Genomic DNA, 16,767 nt, shown 5'->3' on the forward strand with positions numbered 1-16,767 from the left:
AGTACGGTGAACGATCAGAAATGCTTTTGAAATTTCCTTCATCTCCAGACCCCGGACCGAATTGGACGCCCGCTCGAGCCTCATGCATTCAGGTATTTGCCGTTTTGGCAAGGCTGAAAGCCGGCGAACCCCAACCGGAACTATCCCAAAGCAAGCGATGTTAGGTGTGCAATCCGCGCTTCGGGCTGCGGACCATGCCCGATGCATGCGGCGGGCAATATCAGTTGTAGCGGAGGACAACATGAACACCCCAATCGGCAAGGACATTGGCGCCCAATCCCACGCCGCCGGCTTCGAGACCGAAACCGGACCCGGCGGAGAACTCCACCAACTGGCTTCATCAGCAACGGGTACGCTAACATCGCAGCAGGGCGTTCCGATCGCGGACGACCAGAACAGTCTGAAGATCGGTGAGCGGGGCCCAACGCTCCTCGAGGATTTTCATTTTCGCGAGAAAATCTTTCATTTCGACCATGAGCGCATCCCGGAGCGTGTCGTACACGCACGAGGCTTCGGCGTGCATGGAACTTTCAGGCTCGATGAAAGTCTCGCCGATTATACCACTGCGAAAATGTTGACCGAAGTCGGCGAGCAGACCCCCATGTTCGTCCGTTTTTCGACTGTGGCGGGCAACAAGGGGTCTGCCGATCTTGCGCGCGACGTACGAGGCTTCGCGGTCAAGTTCTACACCAAAGAAGGTAATTGGGATGTGGTTGCAAACAATATCCCTGTCTTCTTCATTCAGGACGCGATAAAGTTTCCTGACCTCATACATGCCGCCAAGCAGGAACCCGATCGCGGATTTCCCCAGGCCCAGACGGCGCATGACAATTTTTGGGATTTCATAAGCCTCACCCCGGAATCCATGCACATGATCATGTGGGTGATGTCGGATCGGGCAATTCCTCGCTCCTTCCGCTTCATGGATGGTTTTGGCGTCCATACGTTCCGGCTTATCGACGAAACAGGCAAAGGCACATTCGTCAAATTCCACTTCAAGCCGACGATGGGGCTTCAGTCGGTCATGTGGAACGAGGCTGTAAAAATCAATGGCGCTGATCCCGACTTCCATAGGCGCGACTTGTGGGACGCGATCACGATGGGAACACCTCCCGAATGGGAGCTCGGTGTTCAATTGTTCGACGACGAATTTGCAGATGCGTTCGAATTCGACGTGCTCGATGCAACCAAGATCATTCCGGAGGAACAGATCCCAGTACGCCGCATCGGCAGTTTCGTTCTCGACCGGGTCGTCGACAACTTTTTTGCCGAGACCGAGCAAGTCGCGTTTTGTACGCAAAATGTCGTGCCGGGTATCGGCTTCAGCAACGACCCTTTGCTGCAGGGCCGCAACTTCTCGTATCTTGACACGCAGTTGAAAAGACTGGGTAGCCCTAATTTCACTCAGATACCGATAAATGCACCCAAGTGTCCTGTGAACAACTTCCAGCAGGATGGGCATATGGCGATGCGCAATCCAAGCGGCCGGGTAAATTATGAGCCTAACAGCTGGGGAGGGCCGCGCGAAGATCCGGTTCGCGGATATCGACACCACGCGGCGGAAGAGATGGGTCGCAAGGCTCAAATCAGATCGGGGTCGTTCTCCGATCATTACAGTCAGGCCCGCCAGTTCTTTGTCAGTCAACTCCCGATTGAACAGAAGCACATCGGAGATGCGCTTGTATTTGAACTGTCAAAATGCGAGCGTCTCGAAATTCGCGAACGTATGGTTGCACATCTTAGAAATATCGACGAGGGTCTGGCAGCCGTTGTAGCGGGCGGTCTGGGGTTACGGGAGTTGCCACCACCACATCCCGCCGCCGTTCCCACACGAACGGATTTGCCGCCGTCAGATGCGCTGAGTATTGTGAAGCGCGGACCCGTATCGTTTGCGGGACGCAAGCTCGGGATCCTGGTAACCGATGGTGCGCCGGGTAACGTGGTGGAAGCGCTCGTACATGCTCTCGGAGCCTTGCCGGCCATCTACGAGTTCGTCACTCCTCAAGTGGGCGGCGTCGTTCTTGACGATGGCACATTCGCGGAAGGCAAGCAAAAAATCGACGGCGGTCCCTCGGTGCTGTACGACGCGGTGGCGGTCGTAGTCTCGAAGGCGGGCGCTGCCATGTTGGCCGAAGACAAGACCGCCAAGGATTTCGTCAGCGATGCCTTCGGGCATGGGAAATTCATAGCCTACAATGCGGAAGCTTTACCGCTGTTTGAAAGATCGGGTCTTTTGGAAAGCGACCATGACGAGGGCGTGGTTCAAATCACGGAGCCAGCAAACATCGAGGCTTTCCTCGATGCCTGCGCGGCCGTGCGCGTCTGGAACCGCGAGCTTAAAATCGACCTTGATGCAGCCGCTTTTATTGAAGCAACGCGAGGCTGACTTTGGGTGGGCTTTAGCGAAGGTAGTTTGGTGGAAGCAGCTACATTCTGCTCCCGCTCTACCGTTCAGGATAGCCTGAGAACCTGCACAGGCCCTGTCCAAATGCAGGCGAATTCAAGCCGTTCGAATTCCTTACCGCCCGCTTGCAGCTTGACGGCCCGGGGTTCGACCAGAAACAGGCGGTGACAATTTGTGGGAAAGTTCAGGCGACAGCGCGCATCACAGCATCGCGAAGGCGAGAAGGTGAACACGGCTTGGAGTAGACATCCGCCTCCGGATAGCGTTCCTTCAATTGCCTTTCATCGGCGTGTCCTGAATGGAAAATGAGGGCTACGCCGGCGTTCCGCAGGCGATCTGCTGCCGGAAACACTTCTCCGTCGGGAAGACGAACGTCCAGTATGGCGCAGGTCGGCAGTTGATTTTCAATTGCTTCCATTGCGGCTGACAAGCTTCCGCAAGTAGCGGAAACTGTGCAACCCGCCGCCTTGACCGTATCTTCAAGATCGAGGGCAATGAAAAGCTCGTCTTCGACGATCATAACCGTGCCTGTCATCCGACATGCACTGAAGAGGGGAGCGTAATGCGTTGCTCCAGCCTGGTACCGAAGACCTGGCGGGTAATCTCGGCGCCAAGTTGCCGTGCCGCGGTGGCGACAAGCAATGTTCCAAATCCTGTACTATCGGTCACGTCTATCTCTTCGCTTCCGGTTTCGATCCATTCAAGCACGATGGCCTCGCCGCTAAACGACCATCGCAAAGAAAGGTTTCCAGCACGCGGACCCAGCACCCCGTACTTCGCTGCGTTTGTCGTCCATTCATGAAGGATCAGCGCCAGCGAAGAAAGGCAGCTGCGCTCGATCACTATCTCGGGACCCTTCAAGGTAATATTGGCTTGACCGATGTAAGGTGCAGCTGTCACCTCGATCAAATCGCGCAGCATGATCGCCTGAGGTTCTCCCGATGGGGCCGCCAGGGAATGCGCGCTTCCCAGCGCTGCTATTCGTTCCCTAAGATCGAAAGCGAGGCTGGATACATCATCATGCGAGCGGCCGGCAGCCGTTATCATGCCGCTCACTACCGCGAAGAGATTTTTGACCCGATGGTTCATTTCGCGCAGCATCAGGCCGCGGGCATCCGCGAGCGCATATTCGGCAGTCATGTCGATAGCTGCCCCGACCATTCGTTTGGGACTGGAGCCGTGGATGGTGCGCGCGAAGCTTTTCAAGTAGCGATCGGAGATCTGGCCTTTGACATCACTGTGCGGAACCCTGAACGTAATTGCAAAATCGTCCTGGCCCTTCGCCGCTCGGTTCAAAGCCCGCGCGACGGCGCCGCGATCGTCGGTATGAATGCACGCCAGAACATCCGAGACGGTGATCTCCCCTGCTGGCGGTAATCCCAACTGCTTGCGATTGATGCTGTCGGGCATCAATCGCCCGTTCGCCTCGCAATATTCCCAGACGCCGATTCCTCCAGCGGTGATGGCAAGATCCAGTCGCTCGCGCTCTGCTGCCAGATCATGTTCCATCACCAGCGCCGCCGTTATGTCGGTCAGGACCAGGGTAGCGCCGTCGACCAAGCCGTGCTGGGTGCGATAGGGGAGCACGCGCAGCGAGAATGTGCGTCCTCGTTCACGCGTATGAACGCGCCGCTGCAGTGGCTCTCCGGTTTCTGCAACCTGGCGGGCATCCGCGAGATAGGCATTATCCTCCAGTTGGGTCGCAACGTCGGCGAGAAGACGGCCGCGATCGCCTGTCTGCAATGGAAAGATCGTGGTTGCCGCTTCGGTGAAGCTACGGATGCGGAGACCGCCGTCGAGGACGATTACCGCCAGTTCGGTGGATTCGAAGAAGTTTCTGAGATCGGAATTGGCAACCGTGAGCTGATCGACCTTGCTTTTCAACTCGTCGTTGACCGTCGAGAGCTCTTCATTGGTCGACTGGAGCTCCTCATTCATCGACATCATTTCTTCGTTGGAACTCTTGAGTTCCTCATTAGCCGTTTCCAGCTCCTCGACAGCTGTTCTCAGTTTGTGTCGGGTCAGCCGCAGTTCTTCCTCCAGCAACTCCATATGATCGTTGCCGTCAGCGATTTCCGCAGCGTCGGGCTCGTCGAACGGCCGGAACGGTCCCCGGTCCCGGAACACGAGTAGCAGGGTCGCGTCGGGCAATGGCTCGCAGACGGCTTCAACCGGTTGCACCCCGTAATCGGACTTCACCTCGACTTCACGGGCAACCGTCCGCTTCTTGCCGTCGCGCGCTTGGCGAACGAGAGGACCAAGAACGTCCCGTAGACCAGGCTTGGCCAGCGAGATGGCGTTGGTCCCACCGGAGCGGCTTACCGGGAAGTCAAAATAGCGGCTCAATTTGCCGTAAGCGGTCAGTACAGCTCCATCCTGATTGATGATCATGGAAGGAGGCGCATAGATTTCGGTCAGGCGCTGTAAGGCGACGTCGCTCTCGCTTGGTCTTCGCCCGCGTTCAGATTTTTCCAAGTTCGATCGCGGCCGTTGTCCGCTTCGGTCGCTGGCAGGAAGGTCAATAGGGTAGGCGGGGGTTCCCGCTCCCCTCTCGAATATGCGAGCGTGGTGATCAACAGGGGGGAATAAGTGGTCGAAGCGGCCAATGCTTTCGGACGGTCCGAGGAAGAGGTATCCGCCTGGCCGGATTGCATAATGCAGGATCGGCATGACCGACTGTTGCAGCCGGTCATCAAAGTAGATCAGGAGGTTGCGGCAGGAAACCAGATCAATCCTGGAGAACGGTGGGTCCTTGACCACGCTGTGGTTCGAGAAACGGATGAGGTCGCGTATCTGGTTCGCAATCGTAAACCGTTCACCGTGAGGATTGGTCCAACGCTCTCGCAAGGGAGCCGGGATATCCGCCAGGGCGGAAGCCGGATAGCTTCCCTCGCGGGCGATCTGGAGCATTTGCTCATCGATATCGGTAGCGAAAATCTGGACAGGGTTTGCGACTCCGGTTTCACGTGCCGCTTCCTCGAAGAGCATCGCGATGGAATATGCTTCCTCTCCGCTGGAGCAACCCGGCACCCAGACGCGAATATCGTCATCGTTTTCGCGGTTTTCCAGCAGCGCAGAGATAACTTTGATGCGCAGCGCCTCGAACATATCCGGGTCGCGGAAAAAGCGGGTAACATTGATAAGCAAGTCGCGAAAAAGTGCCTCGCATTCCGCGGGATCGCTGCGTACGCGATTAAGGTAAGTTCGCGCAGAAGCGATACTGAGCACGTGCATTCGCCGCTCAACCCGGCGCACTAGCGTCGAGCGCTTGTACCCTGAAAAATCGTGTCCCACTGCGGTGCGCAATGTTCCGCACAAATCGTCGAGATGGTCGGCCACTACCTCAGCTTCGTCTTCGCGGGGACTGCCGGAACGACGATCGAAGAATGCGGCTAAACAGTCGATGATTTCGCCTGGATGCTTCACGTAATCGACAAGGCCGGTGTTCACCGCCGCCACTGGCATTCCGTCATAGCGCGCGCTCTGCGGCTGCTGGACGACGCAAACTCCGCCATGTTCCTTTATGGCGCGTAGCCCTGTAGATCCGTCCGCGCCCGTTCCGGACAGAATGACGCAAGCCGCGTTTGCTTGCTGATCGGCTGCCAGGGATATGAAAAAGTCGTCAATCGGCCGTCTGAGACCCCGAGGCTGCGCAAAATCGGTCAGTTGCAGTCTGCCATCTTGTAGAGCCAGGCCGCGCCCCGGAGGGATGATGTAAACACGTTCCGGGAGAAGCTCTTCCCCGCCTTCGCATTGCAGGACATCGAGAGGGCACGCTCTGTCGAGGAGCTGGGCAAGCATACTTTCGTAGTTCGGATCAAGATGCTGGACGATCACGAAAGCCATGTTCGTGGGCATGCGGGCTGCGGAAAGCATTTCTCGCAAAGCCTCAAGGCCGCCGGCCGAAGCTCCGATGCCGATGACGGGCATAGCGGCCGAGGAAAGTCCGGCAGCGTCCGTTTCGCCGGTCAAAGCATCGACCCTTCATCGAGATCGGCAAGCGTTAGTTTCGCTTGGGCGATCGTCGTTGCCGAATGTGCGATCGTGGTGAGCGTGCCTTCAACAATTATGCCGCTTTCGGCGGCAATGGGGGTAAGACGGGTCAAAGTTTGCCCAAGTGCCTGATCATAATCTTGTAGTCGTTCCGGCTGTGCCCGGCTCACGTCGTACTGTGAAGCGAAGATGAAACGCGTCGGCCCCGACAACGACCGCAGGCGGGACATGTAAAGAAGATTGACGAAAGGCGTGCCATCTTTCTTGAAATTGAGGATGGGGGTGCGCACGCTTGGCGCTGCGTCGTCTTCTAGGAAAGCCCGGAGCTTTGCCCGGGCATCACGGTCATCGGCATCGCGCTGGAGCAGTCGACAATTGCGCCCGACGAGTTCGGCATGAGAATAGCCTGTCAGTTCCGAAAAACGCGGGTTTACCAAGGCGAGCGGGTGGTCGCCGTCGGGAAGTGCCAACGCTAATGCCACTGGCGACCCTTCGATGAAGATCTTAAGGTCGTCTGGCACATTCAATTCCTGCACGTATTTTCTCCAGCGCATGAGACGTCGAAGATCCGCGCGCCATTTTACAACTTTACGAGTGTAGCAAGGACACTCTGATACGACCTGTTTGCCCGTGGGCTCGCTCAGATCGCTACCCTAGCTTTCGCTTTCGGGATTGCAAATACGCACCGATGCAAAAAAACGCGTTTAGCTTGCCGATACACCATCGCTCTCAAGCATCCCAAATTTGTTGAAAATGCTGCCTGACTGCGGCTTTCGCCATTATGAGCTGGACATTTGCGCGAGCCTTTACGCTTGATCCGGTCTGACCTCGGTAAGATATTCCGCGCCTCGGCAGGTCGCCAAGCGGCCCAACTGTTCAACAGCGAATTCCGGCACAGCGCCTTTTCCGCGATTGTTCGCTAGAGCGGGATAACCATCCGGCAAATAAGGCCGCCAGGTGCGAAATCTACAATTGCGCCGGTTCCAGCACCGCGGGCTAGGCTGCGGGTGATCAGCGTCTGGCCAAAACCTTTCCGGGTGGGCATCTCGACAGGCGGACCGCCGCTTTCGCTCCAGACTACTTCGTAGTTACCGGTCTCAAGGGTTCGCCCCTTCACCACGACCCGGCCGGTCTCGCATGAAAGCGCGCCGTATTTCACAGCGTTAGTGGCGAGTTCGTGTACGACGAGACCAAAGGCGATGGCAACGTCCGGTGTGACAGTATGGTCCAGATGGCTTACCTCAAGCTTGGGACCGGTTGGCGAGACATAGGGCGCTACCTCGGATTTGATCAGCGCGGCGAGGTCGACCCGGGTCCATGCCGCGTCAGCGAGCAGGTTATGGGTGGCGGCCAGCGCCTGGATCCGGCGCGTGAAACGGTCCCTAAAATCGGCAAGGCTTTCGGCACTGGAAAGCGTACGACCCGCGATGGATAGAACCATCGTAAGCGTATTCTTCACCCGGTGGTCGAGCTCGTGCATTAACAGGGTCTGGCGTTTCTCCACCGCCTTGCGTTCCGAAAGGTCCACCAGCGTGATGACGCAGCCACCAACCGTTTCGCCGGCGAGGCGAAGAGGCGCAACACTTACAAGCAGGTCCTTTGGTGGATCAGAGAACGCGGCGGATGCCTCAAGACCTTTGATTGCCGCTCCGTCGCAGGCCATCATTACTAGGTCTTCCGGGTAGAGCACGGCTCCGCCCATCGGGAAAGCGAGGGGGAAAGCGTCCTTGAACGCCAAGCACGCCGGATCCTTGCCGGCGATTGCGGCTGCAGCCGCGTTTGCATGAAGAACGACCCCGCAAGGATCGCACACCACCACAGCTTCGTTGGCCGAGGCGATGACCGCCTGGCCTATGCGCTCGGATTGCTCGACTGTTGCAGCTTCCACGCGCGCCGTGACGTCGGTAAAAGTCAGCGCACTGCCATTTCCAAACGCAAGCGGTAACGGCGCGGCGGTCACCATCAGGTGCCTGTCGGCACCGTTATGGATCTCTACGAATTGCGTCTGGTGCCGGCCGCGGCGGGCCTGATTAATGGTGCTGCGCACGATGTCGGCCGAGCCAGGCGTGAGCTTTGCAAACATGCCTTCACGTTGCAAGGTACCAGGCGTGCAGCCGAGCAAGGCACAGAACGCGGCATTGGCGTACAAGACCCGCTCCTGGTCATCAAGCGCCACGGCGCCGATGTCCAACGCCTCCATGATCGCACGATAGCTGTCCTGGCCGCCGGCCAGGGCAAAGATCGTTTCTTCGTCGGCCGCGCGTACAACGAGGGCGTCTGCCTCGCCTTCGCGGATGGCGCGAAGAATCTCTTCTGCCTCATACAGGCGGCGGCGCAATTCCTCCGAGGGAAGGGCAGATAGCGCCGCTTCGTCATTCACGCAGCATCACCGAGCTGGAGATGGACAAGAACCTTGTCGGTGTCTGAAAGATCGCCGATGATTTTCTGGATCGGCACGGGAAGCTGGCGGACCAATGTCGGTATCGCGACGATGTTATGCTCCCGGGCAAGCCGTGGGTTTTCCTTGAGGTCAACGACTTTCACCACGAAGTTCGCCTCGGCGTGCTCTTCGCAAATACGCTCTAGATTTCGTATCGCCGCCACCGATTTTGGCGTTTGTCCGGCCACGTATAGAGTAAGCTCGGTGGGCTTCGTCATGCACATGCCCCTTTAGCGCTTCGGCTCGCCGCAAGTTCCGCAAGATCGGCCGCAGCTTGGTCGCGGTACATACGTTCCGAACTTGCCAGCCGCGCAAGATCAGCCTCGTCCGCAGCCAGTTCAGATTGCAATATCGCAATTTCGGCCTCGGTCTTGCGGCGCCGCTGGACCAGTCTTGTCTCCAGCGCAGAAACTTCGGCGCGGCGGGCGACTTCTTCCCGGCGATCCCTTGCCTCGGCAAAGCGCCGCGCTGATCCGGTCAGAGCGCCGTCATCGCCAAGATACGGAGCAATCAGCCGGATGCCCTGGTCGCTCATGACAAATTCGCGCACCTGGTTGGAGTGGGCCATGCCGCGTGCCTTGAGCAGATAAAGCTCGCGGTTGAACTCGCCGTTGACTTCGCGGTTCAAGAGCAGCAGCCAGGCATCCATCAGTGACGAGAGCCCCGCGTCCGTCTTTGCTTTCGTCTGGTCGTGCGCAAGGTGCGTGAAGATGCCGGTGATTCCCTGCGATTTCAGGTAATCGACCATGCGCAGCAGCATCGACTGGACTTCGAGCTGCTCGCCGCTGTCAAGGAACGCCGAGATCGGGTCCAGGACAACGAGAGAGGGCTTGAAGCGGCTAATCTCGCGCACCATGATCGCCAAGTGCATCTCGAGACTGTAGAAGGTAGGGCGTGCCGATACGCAGCGCAGCAACCCGTTGTCCAACCACTGCGCCACGTCGAGGCCGATCGAGCGCATGTTCCTGACTATCTGATCGGAGGACTCCTCGAAGGAGAAACAAAGTGCTCTTTCGCCGCGGCGACAGGCGGCATCGACAAAGCTCATCGAGATCGAGCTTTTACCGGAACCTGCGATCCCGGAGAGAAGCACACTGCTCGCGCGGTGAAAGCCTCCACCGGAGAGCATTTCGTCAAGATCTGGAATGCCGCTCGACACGCACTCTTCGAAGACCTTGTGCGCAAGGCCAAGAGAACTGACGGGAAGCACGCTGAATCCATCCTCGCCGATGAGGAATGGGTATTCGTTGGTACCGTGAGCGGTGCCTCGATATTTCACAATCCGCATGCGGCGCGTCGAAATCTGATTATGGACGCGGTGGTCAAGAAGGATCACGCAATCGGAAACGTATTCCTCAAGCCCCTGCCGTGTCAAAGTGCCGTCACCGCGCTCGCCTGTGATCACGGCCGTGAGGCCCTTTTCCTTTAACCAGTCGAACAACCGCCTAATTTCCGCTCGCAGGATCGCCGGGTTCTGGAAGGCAGAAAACAGGCTTTCGATCGTGTCGAGTACTATCCGCTTCGCGCCGACCTCTTCGACCGCAAGCTCGAGCCGAAGGAACAATCCTTCCAGATCGTAATCACCAACTTCCGCCAGCTCGGATGGATCAATGGCAATGTGCTCGATGGCCACCTGACCTTTTTCGACAAGGGCATCGAGTTCGAAACCCAGGGAGGCGACATTGTCGATGATGTCCGCAGGTCTTTCCTCGAAGGTCACGAAAACGCCCGGTTCACCCGCACGAGCGCCGTTTACCAGAAATGTCGAGGCGAAAAGTGTTTTACCGCAGCCTGCCGAGCCGCAGACCAACGTGGGCCGGCCGCGCGGGAGTCCGCCCATTGTAACGTCGTCAAAGCCCTCTATTCCGGTCGCGGCCTTTTCGATTCCAGCAGTCATTTATCTTCCAGGTTGTAGCGCACGGCAGGCTCAATCGAGGCGGCATGGGCAGGCAATCGGCCGAAATGTTCCGGCCGATCGGAAGCAAACTCCTATCGGCAGTGCCGGTTCCCAAGATTTCGGCGAGGTTTGTGCGCTGCCAGCTCCCGCTACATTTGAACATGCAAAGGAACCCGGCGAACCGCGGCGTGACAGGTCGGAAAGAAGTTGACCGTGGCCCTTGATGCAGCATGCGCACCGTTGCCGAAAAACCAAAGCTGACTGTCAGGCATGGGCCTTGCCAACCGCGAAGTCCCACGAACGCAAGGCGTTTGCATCCAGTATATAGAAACCCACCAAGTGTGCGGCGTGGCAGACTATACGGCCGCCTTTAAAAGCGCGGGCTGGGCGCTAAGAGGTAACAACTCCTGCAGCCGATCGTAAATGCGCTGTGAGCTGAGGGGCTTTCTGATAAAGATGGCGCCGTCGGGAAGATCGCCGGGGGAGGGCTCTGCAACGCCCGAGGCTACGAGAATGCTGATGTGGGGCCAAGAGGCTGCGCATTCGCGGGCCAGTTCGAAGCCGGTACGGTCGTTGGGCGGCATCCGTACATCGGTAAGGAGCAAGGTCACGTCCTGACCGTTCGACTCCAGGATCTGAAGGGCCTGGTTCACATCGGCCGCTTCGAGAACATGAAAGCCAGCATTTTCGAGAATATCGGCCGAACTGATACGCGCAAGGGCATCATCGTCGGCAACGACGGCAAACGGAAATATCTCTTCGGGCATCGATTGCTCCAGCAGCTTGGCTGACTAACACCTCGGTGATCCGAATGATCCTGAAGAGGGCGGATCGAAGAGGCTTGAAGAGGAAGCCATTGGCGCATTCGCGAAAGAGGCGTTGTCAAAAACCGGCGCGAGGTTCTTTCCCAGACCTTGGCGGCAAATTCGGCTGCGTGGCTATCGCGAAGTGGCCGGCCTTAAGCCGACAATTTCCGCAGTGCCAGTATCGCGCCGAAAACCCCCGTCAAAGGCTCGGGAGCTTCCAGTTACAGAGGCAAGGAAAGCTGCGTTTGCGCGGCTGCAGGCGAGATCCGGTCGGACCAGGGTTGGTCAGTAGGGGTAACCATCAGAGAAGCCCTCCAGGTGCGACACAGCGCATGGGCTGCTGTAGGTGAGCCGTCGGTCCAGGTTCTCCAGTCTTCTTGGCGCAAGATTACAGGCATCCGGTCATTCAGAGCATCCATCTGGGCATGCCCCTCCACGGTGAGCATCGAAAAGACGTGTCCCCATTCTGGTGAATTGAGCCAGATCCCGGCGATGGCAAAGGCGCTTTGGTCAGGAAGGGAAAATCATGTTCGCGTCATGCGGCCTCTTTCACCGGCCGCTTCCGCCCAGGCTGAAACAGGAACCAGGCATCGCCTGCTTTTGAAGCTCTTGAGCCAGAACGGTGAGCCAATCCTGTCACTTCGGGTATTTGTCACTGCTTTGGGTTTCAAAGCCTCCCCGCTCATGTGACTGACGACGACGCGGGGGAAACCCCAATGCATAGCGCGGACTTCGTCTTTCACTACGACCAGACCGGAGCCGGTAGGAGATACGATTTCGGAGTGATTGGGCCGCCCCTTCGTCTTGACACCGAACAACGCGGCGACGGCGTCGAAAGGCGTAGTAAGCCGATAGAGATTGCAGATTGCGAAATTCCTTTCCGTATGACCCAAGATAGGCAGCCTTGAACAGCACTCCAAGAGTCAGCGCGCGTGCTCGCGTGCGCCGCCTCGAAATGAATTGCGCTCACTCTCAAAAAGGGTGTGACCCGAGAGGGCTTTAGCGTCGCCTCTAAGCGGATATCTGATCGCTCGAGCGGTTCTCGAACGCGCACGCAGGCTATCGAAAGTCACGGGAGCGAACAGCCAGGCCATGGGAATTGCTGTCAGGTGTGTAACCAACTTTGCCGCGAGGGTCCGGACCGCCGCCGTTTCGGGCCGCATCGGCCGGTGAAGGCAGCGAGGGAAACTCTCGCTCGCCGATTGAACGAAACAGGGGCATATAGTCGATAACTTTATCGATAATGATGTGCGTGACGATCCCCTCGCGCTGCAACCTTCCCTTGACCGACCATGGCCGCCGATAGCACGGAGCGACGCTGCGCTTCGAAGCGGCCGGGCCAGAGGACACCGTTCACAGTGCCGGTCTCATCGTCGATGGTGATGAACAGCACACCCTTGGGCGAGCCTGGCTTCTGCCGTACAAGAATGATTCCGGCCACCTCGACATGCCTTCCGTCCTTTGCTTGATCGAGCTCGACCGCCGACTTCATGCCGCGGCGCTGGAGATCGGCGCGCAGAAAACTGCAGTGGATGGGCACGTAGCGAAAGCTGGATGGTGCGGTAATCCTCCACCACCTCGCGCCCCTCGCTCAGCGGCTCCAAGGTAACCAGCGGTTCGGCAGCTTCCGAACTGGACTCTCCATCGCGCACATCCGCAGCGGCAAAAAGGGGCAGGGGGTTGTCGCCGAGACCCTTGACCCGCCAGATTGCCTGGCGGCGGTCTGGGCCAGACTGTGAAAAGCGTCCACATCGGCCAGCTTCTCGATCGCGGCCGGCGGGACGCCGGCACGCTGCCAGATGGCTTCGAGGCTCTCGTGAGGCGCCTCGCTGCGAGCCGCAACGATCATGGCGCCGTGCACATCGGACAGGCCGCGAGCAGACCTTACGGACTAGCGGGCGTTGGCGCTCAGGCGCGGACGTACCGCTCGCATGCGCTGACGGGGATCAGGGCCGGTTCACCGTATCCCGCATAGACCTCGCTCATAAGCCAAGCGGTCTCGCCTGTCCGATCCGCTTGCGCAATTTCGCGGGACCAGAACCGCATCGCCGCGTTCCAGCGATAGCCTCGTGCTTTCAGCAGGTCCTTTGCTTCGAAAGGGGCATCGATGGCGTTGACCTGGTAGCTGGGGCGCTGCGAGCACTCGAGGAGTTTTGCAAGCACTGTGACGCCGCCGGGGAGGCCATGTGCCAGCAGGTAGAGCAGCGCCAGAATATCATTCTCGGCGCGATGCCCTTCGTAGAACCAACCGCACTGATACACGAGGTGAGCAAGGGCGCGCCCGTCAAAACCCAGCTCGAGCCAGTCTGGCTCAGCCATCGAGCACGCCCAAGGCTTTCCGCGCACGGCGGGTAGCCTGCGGTCGACGAACGGACGATCGAACGCGGCGTTGTGGGCGATGATCAGATCCGCCGATGACAGGATATCAAATGCGAGACTTTCGTCGATCGCCTGATCCTCGAGCATTTCATTCGTAAGTCCAGTGAGCTTGACGATGCGCGGATCGAGCGGGGTGCCGGGATCTTCGCGCCAGACCCTTGGCTGCCCAACCTGCACAATCCGGCCAGCGTCGTCGAACCGGAAGCGCTGCACTGCAAGCTCGATGATGCGGTCGTTCTCCTGATCGAGGCCGGTCGTCTCTACGTCAAGCACGACGCCTATCCGGGTGTTTCCTATAGGTAACGGGGTTTGAAAACGCTCGACCGGCTCCAGGCGGCGTAGAACTCTGTAATCGGGATGACGCGCGAGCGAAAGCGCAGCAGCGGCATGATCATCGAGGCAGCAGTCGGTCATGCGTGACGTCTAGCCTTTGCCAAGAATTCGCGAAAGCAGATCGGGAAGGGTTATTTGACGCGAAAATCTCTTCCAGGAACGGGCGGCAGGCCCCATCGTTGAATAGCGGTTAGCCCGTTGCCGAACAACGAGGGAGATCCAGGATGACCGAGATCGCCAAATCGAAGCAGCGAGCGGCGCGCCATGAACGCTTAGGCCAAACACTGCCGGCCAGCGGGCAGGTCATTGCTCTCCAGTACGCTTTGAGCGTGAAAGCGGGCCGCAGCGTAAAGAGGTTCACATTCGGCGAGTTGACCGGAGAAATTCTTGCCGCCGAAGATTCGTTGTGGGTCTTGATCCGCCGACCGGGTGCGGGCGGCCTTGCCTGGCGAGCCGCATACCTTGCGGTGCCTTACGAATGCCGGCTTGAAGCTACCAAGAAGGGTCAGATCAAGCTGCGGCTCGACAGCGTGCTCGGCAAGCATGTAATTACGCTTGCAGCCGGAGGTGACGCGCTTGAGCATCTTCGATTGACGGTAAGGTTCGTACCCCTGTCTCCCATGCTTATCTCGTTCCTGCCCCGCGATATCTATCCACTCGATGCCAAGGACAACCCGCTTGGGGCTCGCGGCCATGTCGAGGCTGCGCAGCGGGGACTTAACAGCGGAGTACTCTATTTTCGAATAGATGACCCCATGTTCGGGAACGTCCTGTATTTCCAGAATCTGACGGCGATAAACGATTATTACCGGGCTACCAAAACCAGTCCGGACGGCGCGGTTGGTGGCTTGTGGCCAGAGCTTGGGTACTTGCCGCCCACGCCCGCGCAGTCGGGAACGCCGCCATCCCACCCGCTTCGCGCAGGGGAAGAAATAACCTTGTCAGATGGCATCCTCGTAGTGCGCCACCACGCTCCACCGCATGAGCGAGAGTCGGCGAGGCAGTTCCTGCAGATGCTGGGAGAAGCCTATAAGCTTCTCGATTTGCCCCGGACCGAGCATCGGGACTGGGTCGAGCGGGCCGATAGGACGCTGGCAGATCTTGAGAATGCTCCCGAGGCGAAGGTCCAGGCATACGGCCATCATTATGTGCATCCCTACACGGCCAGCGAATATCCGGATTCAATGGTCCAGATTTCGATACTGGCAGCCGTGTTCGACTGGGGACGCTGGAGAGGTCAGCCTCACTCACTGGAAGCAGCGCTCCGGGCGGGCCTGCGCCGATTTTATGACCCAAAGCTGAAGGCGCTCAGGCGTTATTTGCCGAACGTAGGCAAAGACAAGAATGCCAATGCGGTCGACAGCTGGTACTTGTACCATCCCATGCTAAACTTGGCACGAATGGCGCTGAAGGGAGACAATTTCTCCAAACAACTTTTCATGGAATGTATCGAATTCTGTATAGAAGCCGCTCATCATTTTTCATACAGATGGCCTATACAGTATGATATAACCGATTTTTCGGTAATAACTGCGACCGCAAATGACGAGAGAGGGCAGACCGACGTTGGCGGTCTTTATGCGCAGGTCATGCTCCAGGCCCACGAGTTGACCGATGATCCACGCTTTTTGAACGAAGCGCGTGCGGCCATCGACGCCGCGATGGGCATGCGCTTCAACCTCAATTATCAGGCCAATCTTACCGCCTGGGGCGCCGCCGCCTGCATGAGGCTTTATCGCATAACGAACGATATCGTCTATGCGGAGCAAAGCTACGTCTATCTTGCCAGCTTCTTCCACAACTGTGAGATTTGGGAGAGTGGGCTCGAGCACGCGGTTCACTACAAGAATTTCCTGGGAGCGACCTGCCTGCAGGATGCGCCGTATATGGCCATTTACGAATGCTTCGACGCCTTTACGGCCTTTGCTGCCTACCTCGACGACAGCGGACCCGATCTGGAGCCGGCGGTCAAAATGCTGGTAGCGGAATATTGCAAATATGCTCTTGATCGGGCCTGGTATTACTATCCGGACGCCTTGCCCAAAGAGATTCTGGCGACGCAGAACAGGAACGGGCACATTGATCGTTCTTTATCGTTCCCTCTTGAAGACTTGTATCCAGACGGCCAGGCGCCGGGCCAAGTAGGTCAGGAGGTCTACGGCGCCGGGGCCGCGCTTGTATTCGCGGCCCTCAGCTTTCATGTCGTAGAGGGTGCGCCCTTCAAAATTTTCTGCGACCATTTCATCCGGGGCTGGGAAAGGACCGGCGATCGCTCGCTCAGTATTGTCCTCGACGGCGGCGAAACGTGTATGGCCGCTCTCAACTTCGTGCGCGAGCAGCGTCGCAGACTCCCCCGGATCAAAGTCGCCACCGCAGGCGGCGATATGCCGCGGGGCCATTCCCATGACAACGCGCGCGTCGACTTCAATGTCCCTGCTCAGGGGCGGCTGATCATCACGTGGTCGGACGATGGTTCTTGAATTAACGTGGATTAATATTTTCTCTAAAGAGAGCT

12 protein-coding genes and 1 pseudogene are annotated in these 16,767 nt (G+C 58.2%); 2 read left to right on the top strand and 11 right to left on the bottom strand.

What is annotated here, in order from left to right; translation table 11 throughout:
- Positions 1-241 precede the first annotated feature (241 nt).
- The gene (locus tag ACZ1J6_RS25795) at positions 242-2,386 is read left to right on the top strand and encodes a catalase (RefSeq protein ID WP_465128540.1); all 2,145 of its coding nucleotides are present in this window, start codon (positions 242-244) and stop codon (positions 2,384-2,386) included.
- 202 nt (positions 2,387-2,588) lie between these two features.
- On the opposite strand, the gene ACZ1J6_RS25800 is transcribed toward ACZ1J6_RS25795, so the two are convergent.
- The 11 genes and pseudogenes from ACZ1J6_RS25800 to ACZ1J6_RS25850 form a co-directional block, all read right to left on the bottom strand.
- A complete protein-coding gene (locus tag ACZ1J6_RS25800) occupies positions 2,589-2,924 on the bottom strand; it encodes a response regulator (protein ID WP_465128541.1) in 336 nt (111 codons plus the stop codon).
- 11 nt (positions 2,925-2,935) lie between these two features.
- Complete coding sequence (locus ACZ1J6_RS25805) at positions 2,936-6,334, bottom strand: chemotaxis protein CheB (protein ID WP_465128864.1); 3,399 nt, start codon at positions 6,332-6,334, stop codon at positions 2,936-2,938.
- 38 nt (positions 6,335-6,372) lie between these two features.
- The gene (locus ACZ1J6_RS25810) at positions 6,373-6,933 is read right to left on the bottom strand and encodes a PAS domain-containing protein (RefSeq protein ID WP_243654509.1); all 561 of its coding nucleotides are present in this window, start codon (positions 6,931-6,933) and stop codon (positions 6,373-6,375) included.
- A 383-nt stretch (positions 6,934-7,316) separates the two neighbouring features.
- On the bottom strand, positions 7,317-8,777 hold the full coding sequence (locus ACZ1J6_RS25815) for a sensor histidine kinase (RefSeq protein ID WP_465128542.1): 1,461 nt from the start codon (positions 8,775-8,777) through the stop codon (positions 7,317-7,319).
- Positions 8,774-9,055 (bottom strand): circadian clock KaiB family protein, encoded by a 282-nt coding sequence (locus tag ACZ1J6_RS25820; RefSeq protein ID WP_465128543.1) that lies wholly within the window; start codon positions 9,053-9,055, stop codon positions 8,774-8,776. The genes ACZ1J6_RS25815 and ACZ1J6_RS25820 overlap by 4 nt, the downstream gene beginning before the upstream one ends.
- On the bottom strand, positions 9,052-10,734 hold the full coding sequence (kaiC, locus tag ACZ1J6_RS25825) for a circadian clock protein KaiC (protein WP_465128544.1): 1,683 nt from the start codon (positions 10,732-10,734) through the stop codon (positions 9,052-9,054). The genes ACZ1J6_RS25820 and kaiC overlap by 4 nt, the downstream gene beginning before the upstream one ends.
- Positions 10,735-11,090: 356 nt before the next feature.
- Positions 11,091-11,501: a response regulator gene (locus ACZ1J6_RS25830; protein WP_465128545.1), complete on the bottom strand. Its 411-nt coding sequence runs from the start codon at positions 11,499-11,501 to the stop codon at positions 11,091-11,093.
- Positions 11,502-11,761: 260 nt separating this feature from the next.
- A pseudogene (locus ACZ1J6_RS25835) lies at positions 11,762-12,460 on the bottom strand (SOS response-associated peptidase).
- 314 nt (positions 12,461-12,774) lie between these two features.
- Entirely contained in the window at positions 12,775-13,080 is a 306-nt protein-coding gene (locus ACZ1J6_RS25840; RefSeq protein WP_465128546.1) for an OB-fold nucleic acid binding domain-containing protein, read from the bottom strand.
- 51 nt (positions 13,081-13,131) lie between these two features.
- On the bottom strand, positions 13,132-13,389 hold the full coding sequence (locus ACZ1J6_RS25845) for a hypothetical protein (protein ID WP_465128547.1): 258 nt from the start codon (positions 13,387-13,389) through the stop codon (positions 13,132-13,134).
- A 59-nt stretch (positions 13,390-13,448) separates the two neighbouring features.
- Positions 13,449-14,333: a 3'-5' exonuclease gene (locus tag ACZ1J6_RS25850; RefSeq protein WP_465128548.1), complete on the bottom strand. Its 885-nt coding sequence runs from the start codon at positions 14,331-14,333 to the stop codon at positions 13,449-13,451.
- Positions 14,334-14,476: 143 nt separating this feature from the next.
- Between ACZ1J6_RS25850 and ACZ1J6_RS25855 the strand changes: the two genes are divergently transcribed.
- Complete coding sequence (locus ACZ1J6_RS25855) at positions 14,477-16,732, top strand: hypothetical protein (protein WP_465128549.1); 2,256 nt, start codon at positions 14,477-14,479, stop codon at positions 16,730-16,732.
- Positions 16,733-16,767: the final 35 nt, after the last annotated feature.

The sequence above is a fragment of the Novosphingobium sp. BL-S-21 genome (assembly GCF_055521655.1).

Bases quoted from the DNA above. Each gene is read 5' to 3' on its own strand.
- ACZ1J6_RS25795 (WP_465128540.1), top strand. From the start codon at position 242: ATGAACACCCCAATCGGCAAGGACATTGGCGCCCAATCCCACGCCGCC.
- ACZ1J6_RS25800 (WP_465128541.1), bottom strand. From the start codon at position 2,924: ATGATCGTCGAAGACGAGCTTTTCATTGCCCTCGATCTTGAAGATACG.
- ACZ1J6_RS25805 (WP_465128864.1), bottom strand. From the start codon at position 6,334: ATGCCCGTCATCGGCATCGGAGCTTCGGCCGGCGGCCTTGAGGCTTTG.
- ACZ1J6_RS25820 (WP_465128543.1), bottom strand. From the start codon at position 9,055: ATGACGAAGCCCACCGAGCTTACTCTATACGTGGCCGGACAAACGCCA.
- kaiC (WP_465128544.1), bottom strand. From the start codon at position 10,734: ATGACTGCTGGAATCGAAAAGGCCGCGACCGGAATAGAGGGCTTTGAC.
- ACZ1J6_RS25830 (WP_465128545.1), bottom strand. From the start codon at position 11,501: ATGCCCGAAGAGATATTTCCGTTTGCCGTCGTTGCCGACGATGATGCC.
- ACZ1J6_RS25845 (WP_465128547.1), bottom strand. From the start codon at position 13,389: ATGATCGTTGCGGCTCGCAGCGAGGCGCCTCACGAGAGCCTCGAAGCC.
- ACZ1J6_RS25850 (WP_465128548.1), bottom strand. From the start codon at position 14,333: ATGACCGACTGCTGCCTCGATGATCATGCCGCTGCTGCGCTTTCGCTC.
- ACZ1J6_RS25855 (WP_465128549.1), top strand. From the start codon at position 14,477: ATGACCGAGATCGCCAAATCGAAGCAGCGAGCGGCGCGCCATGAACGC.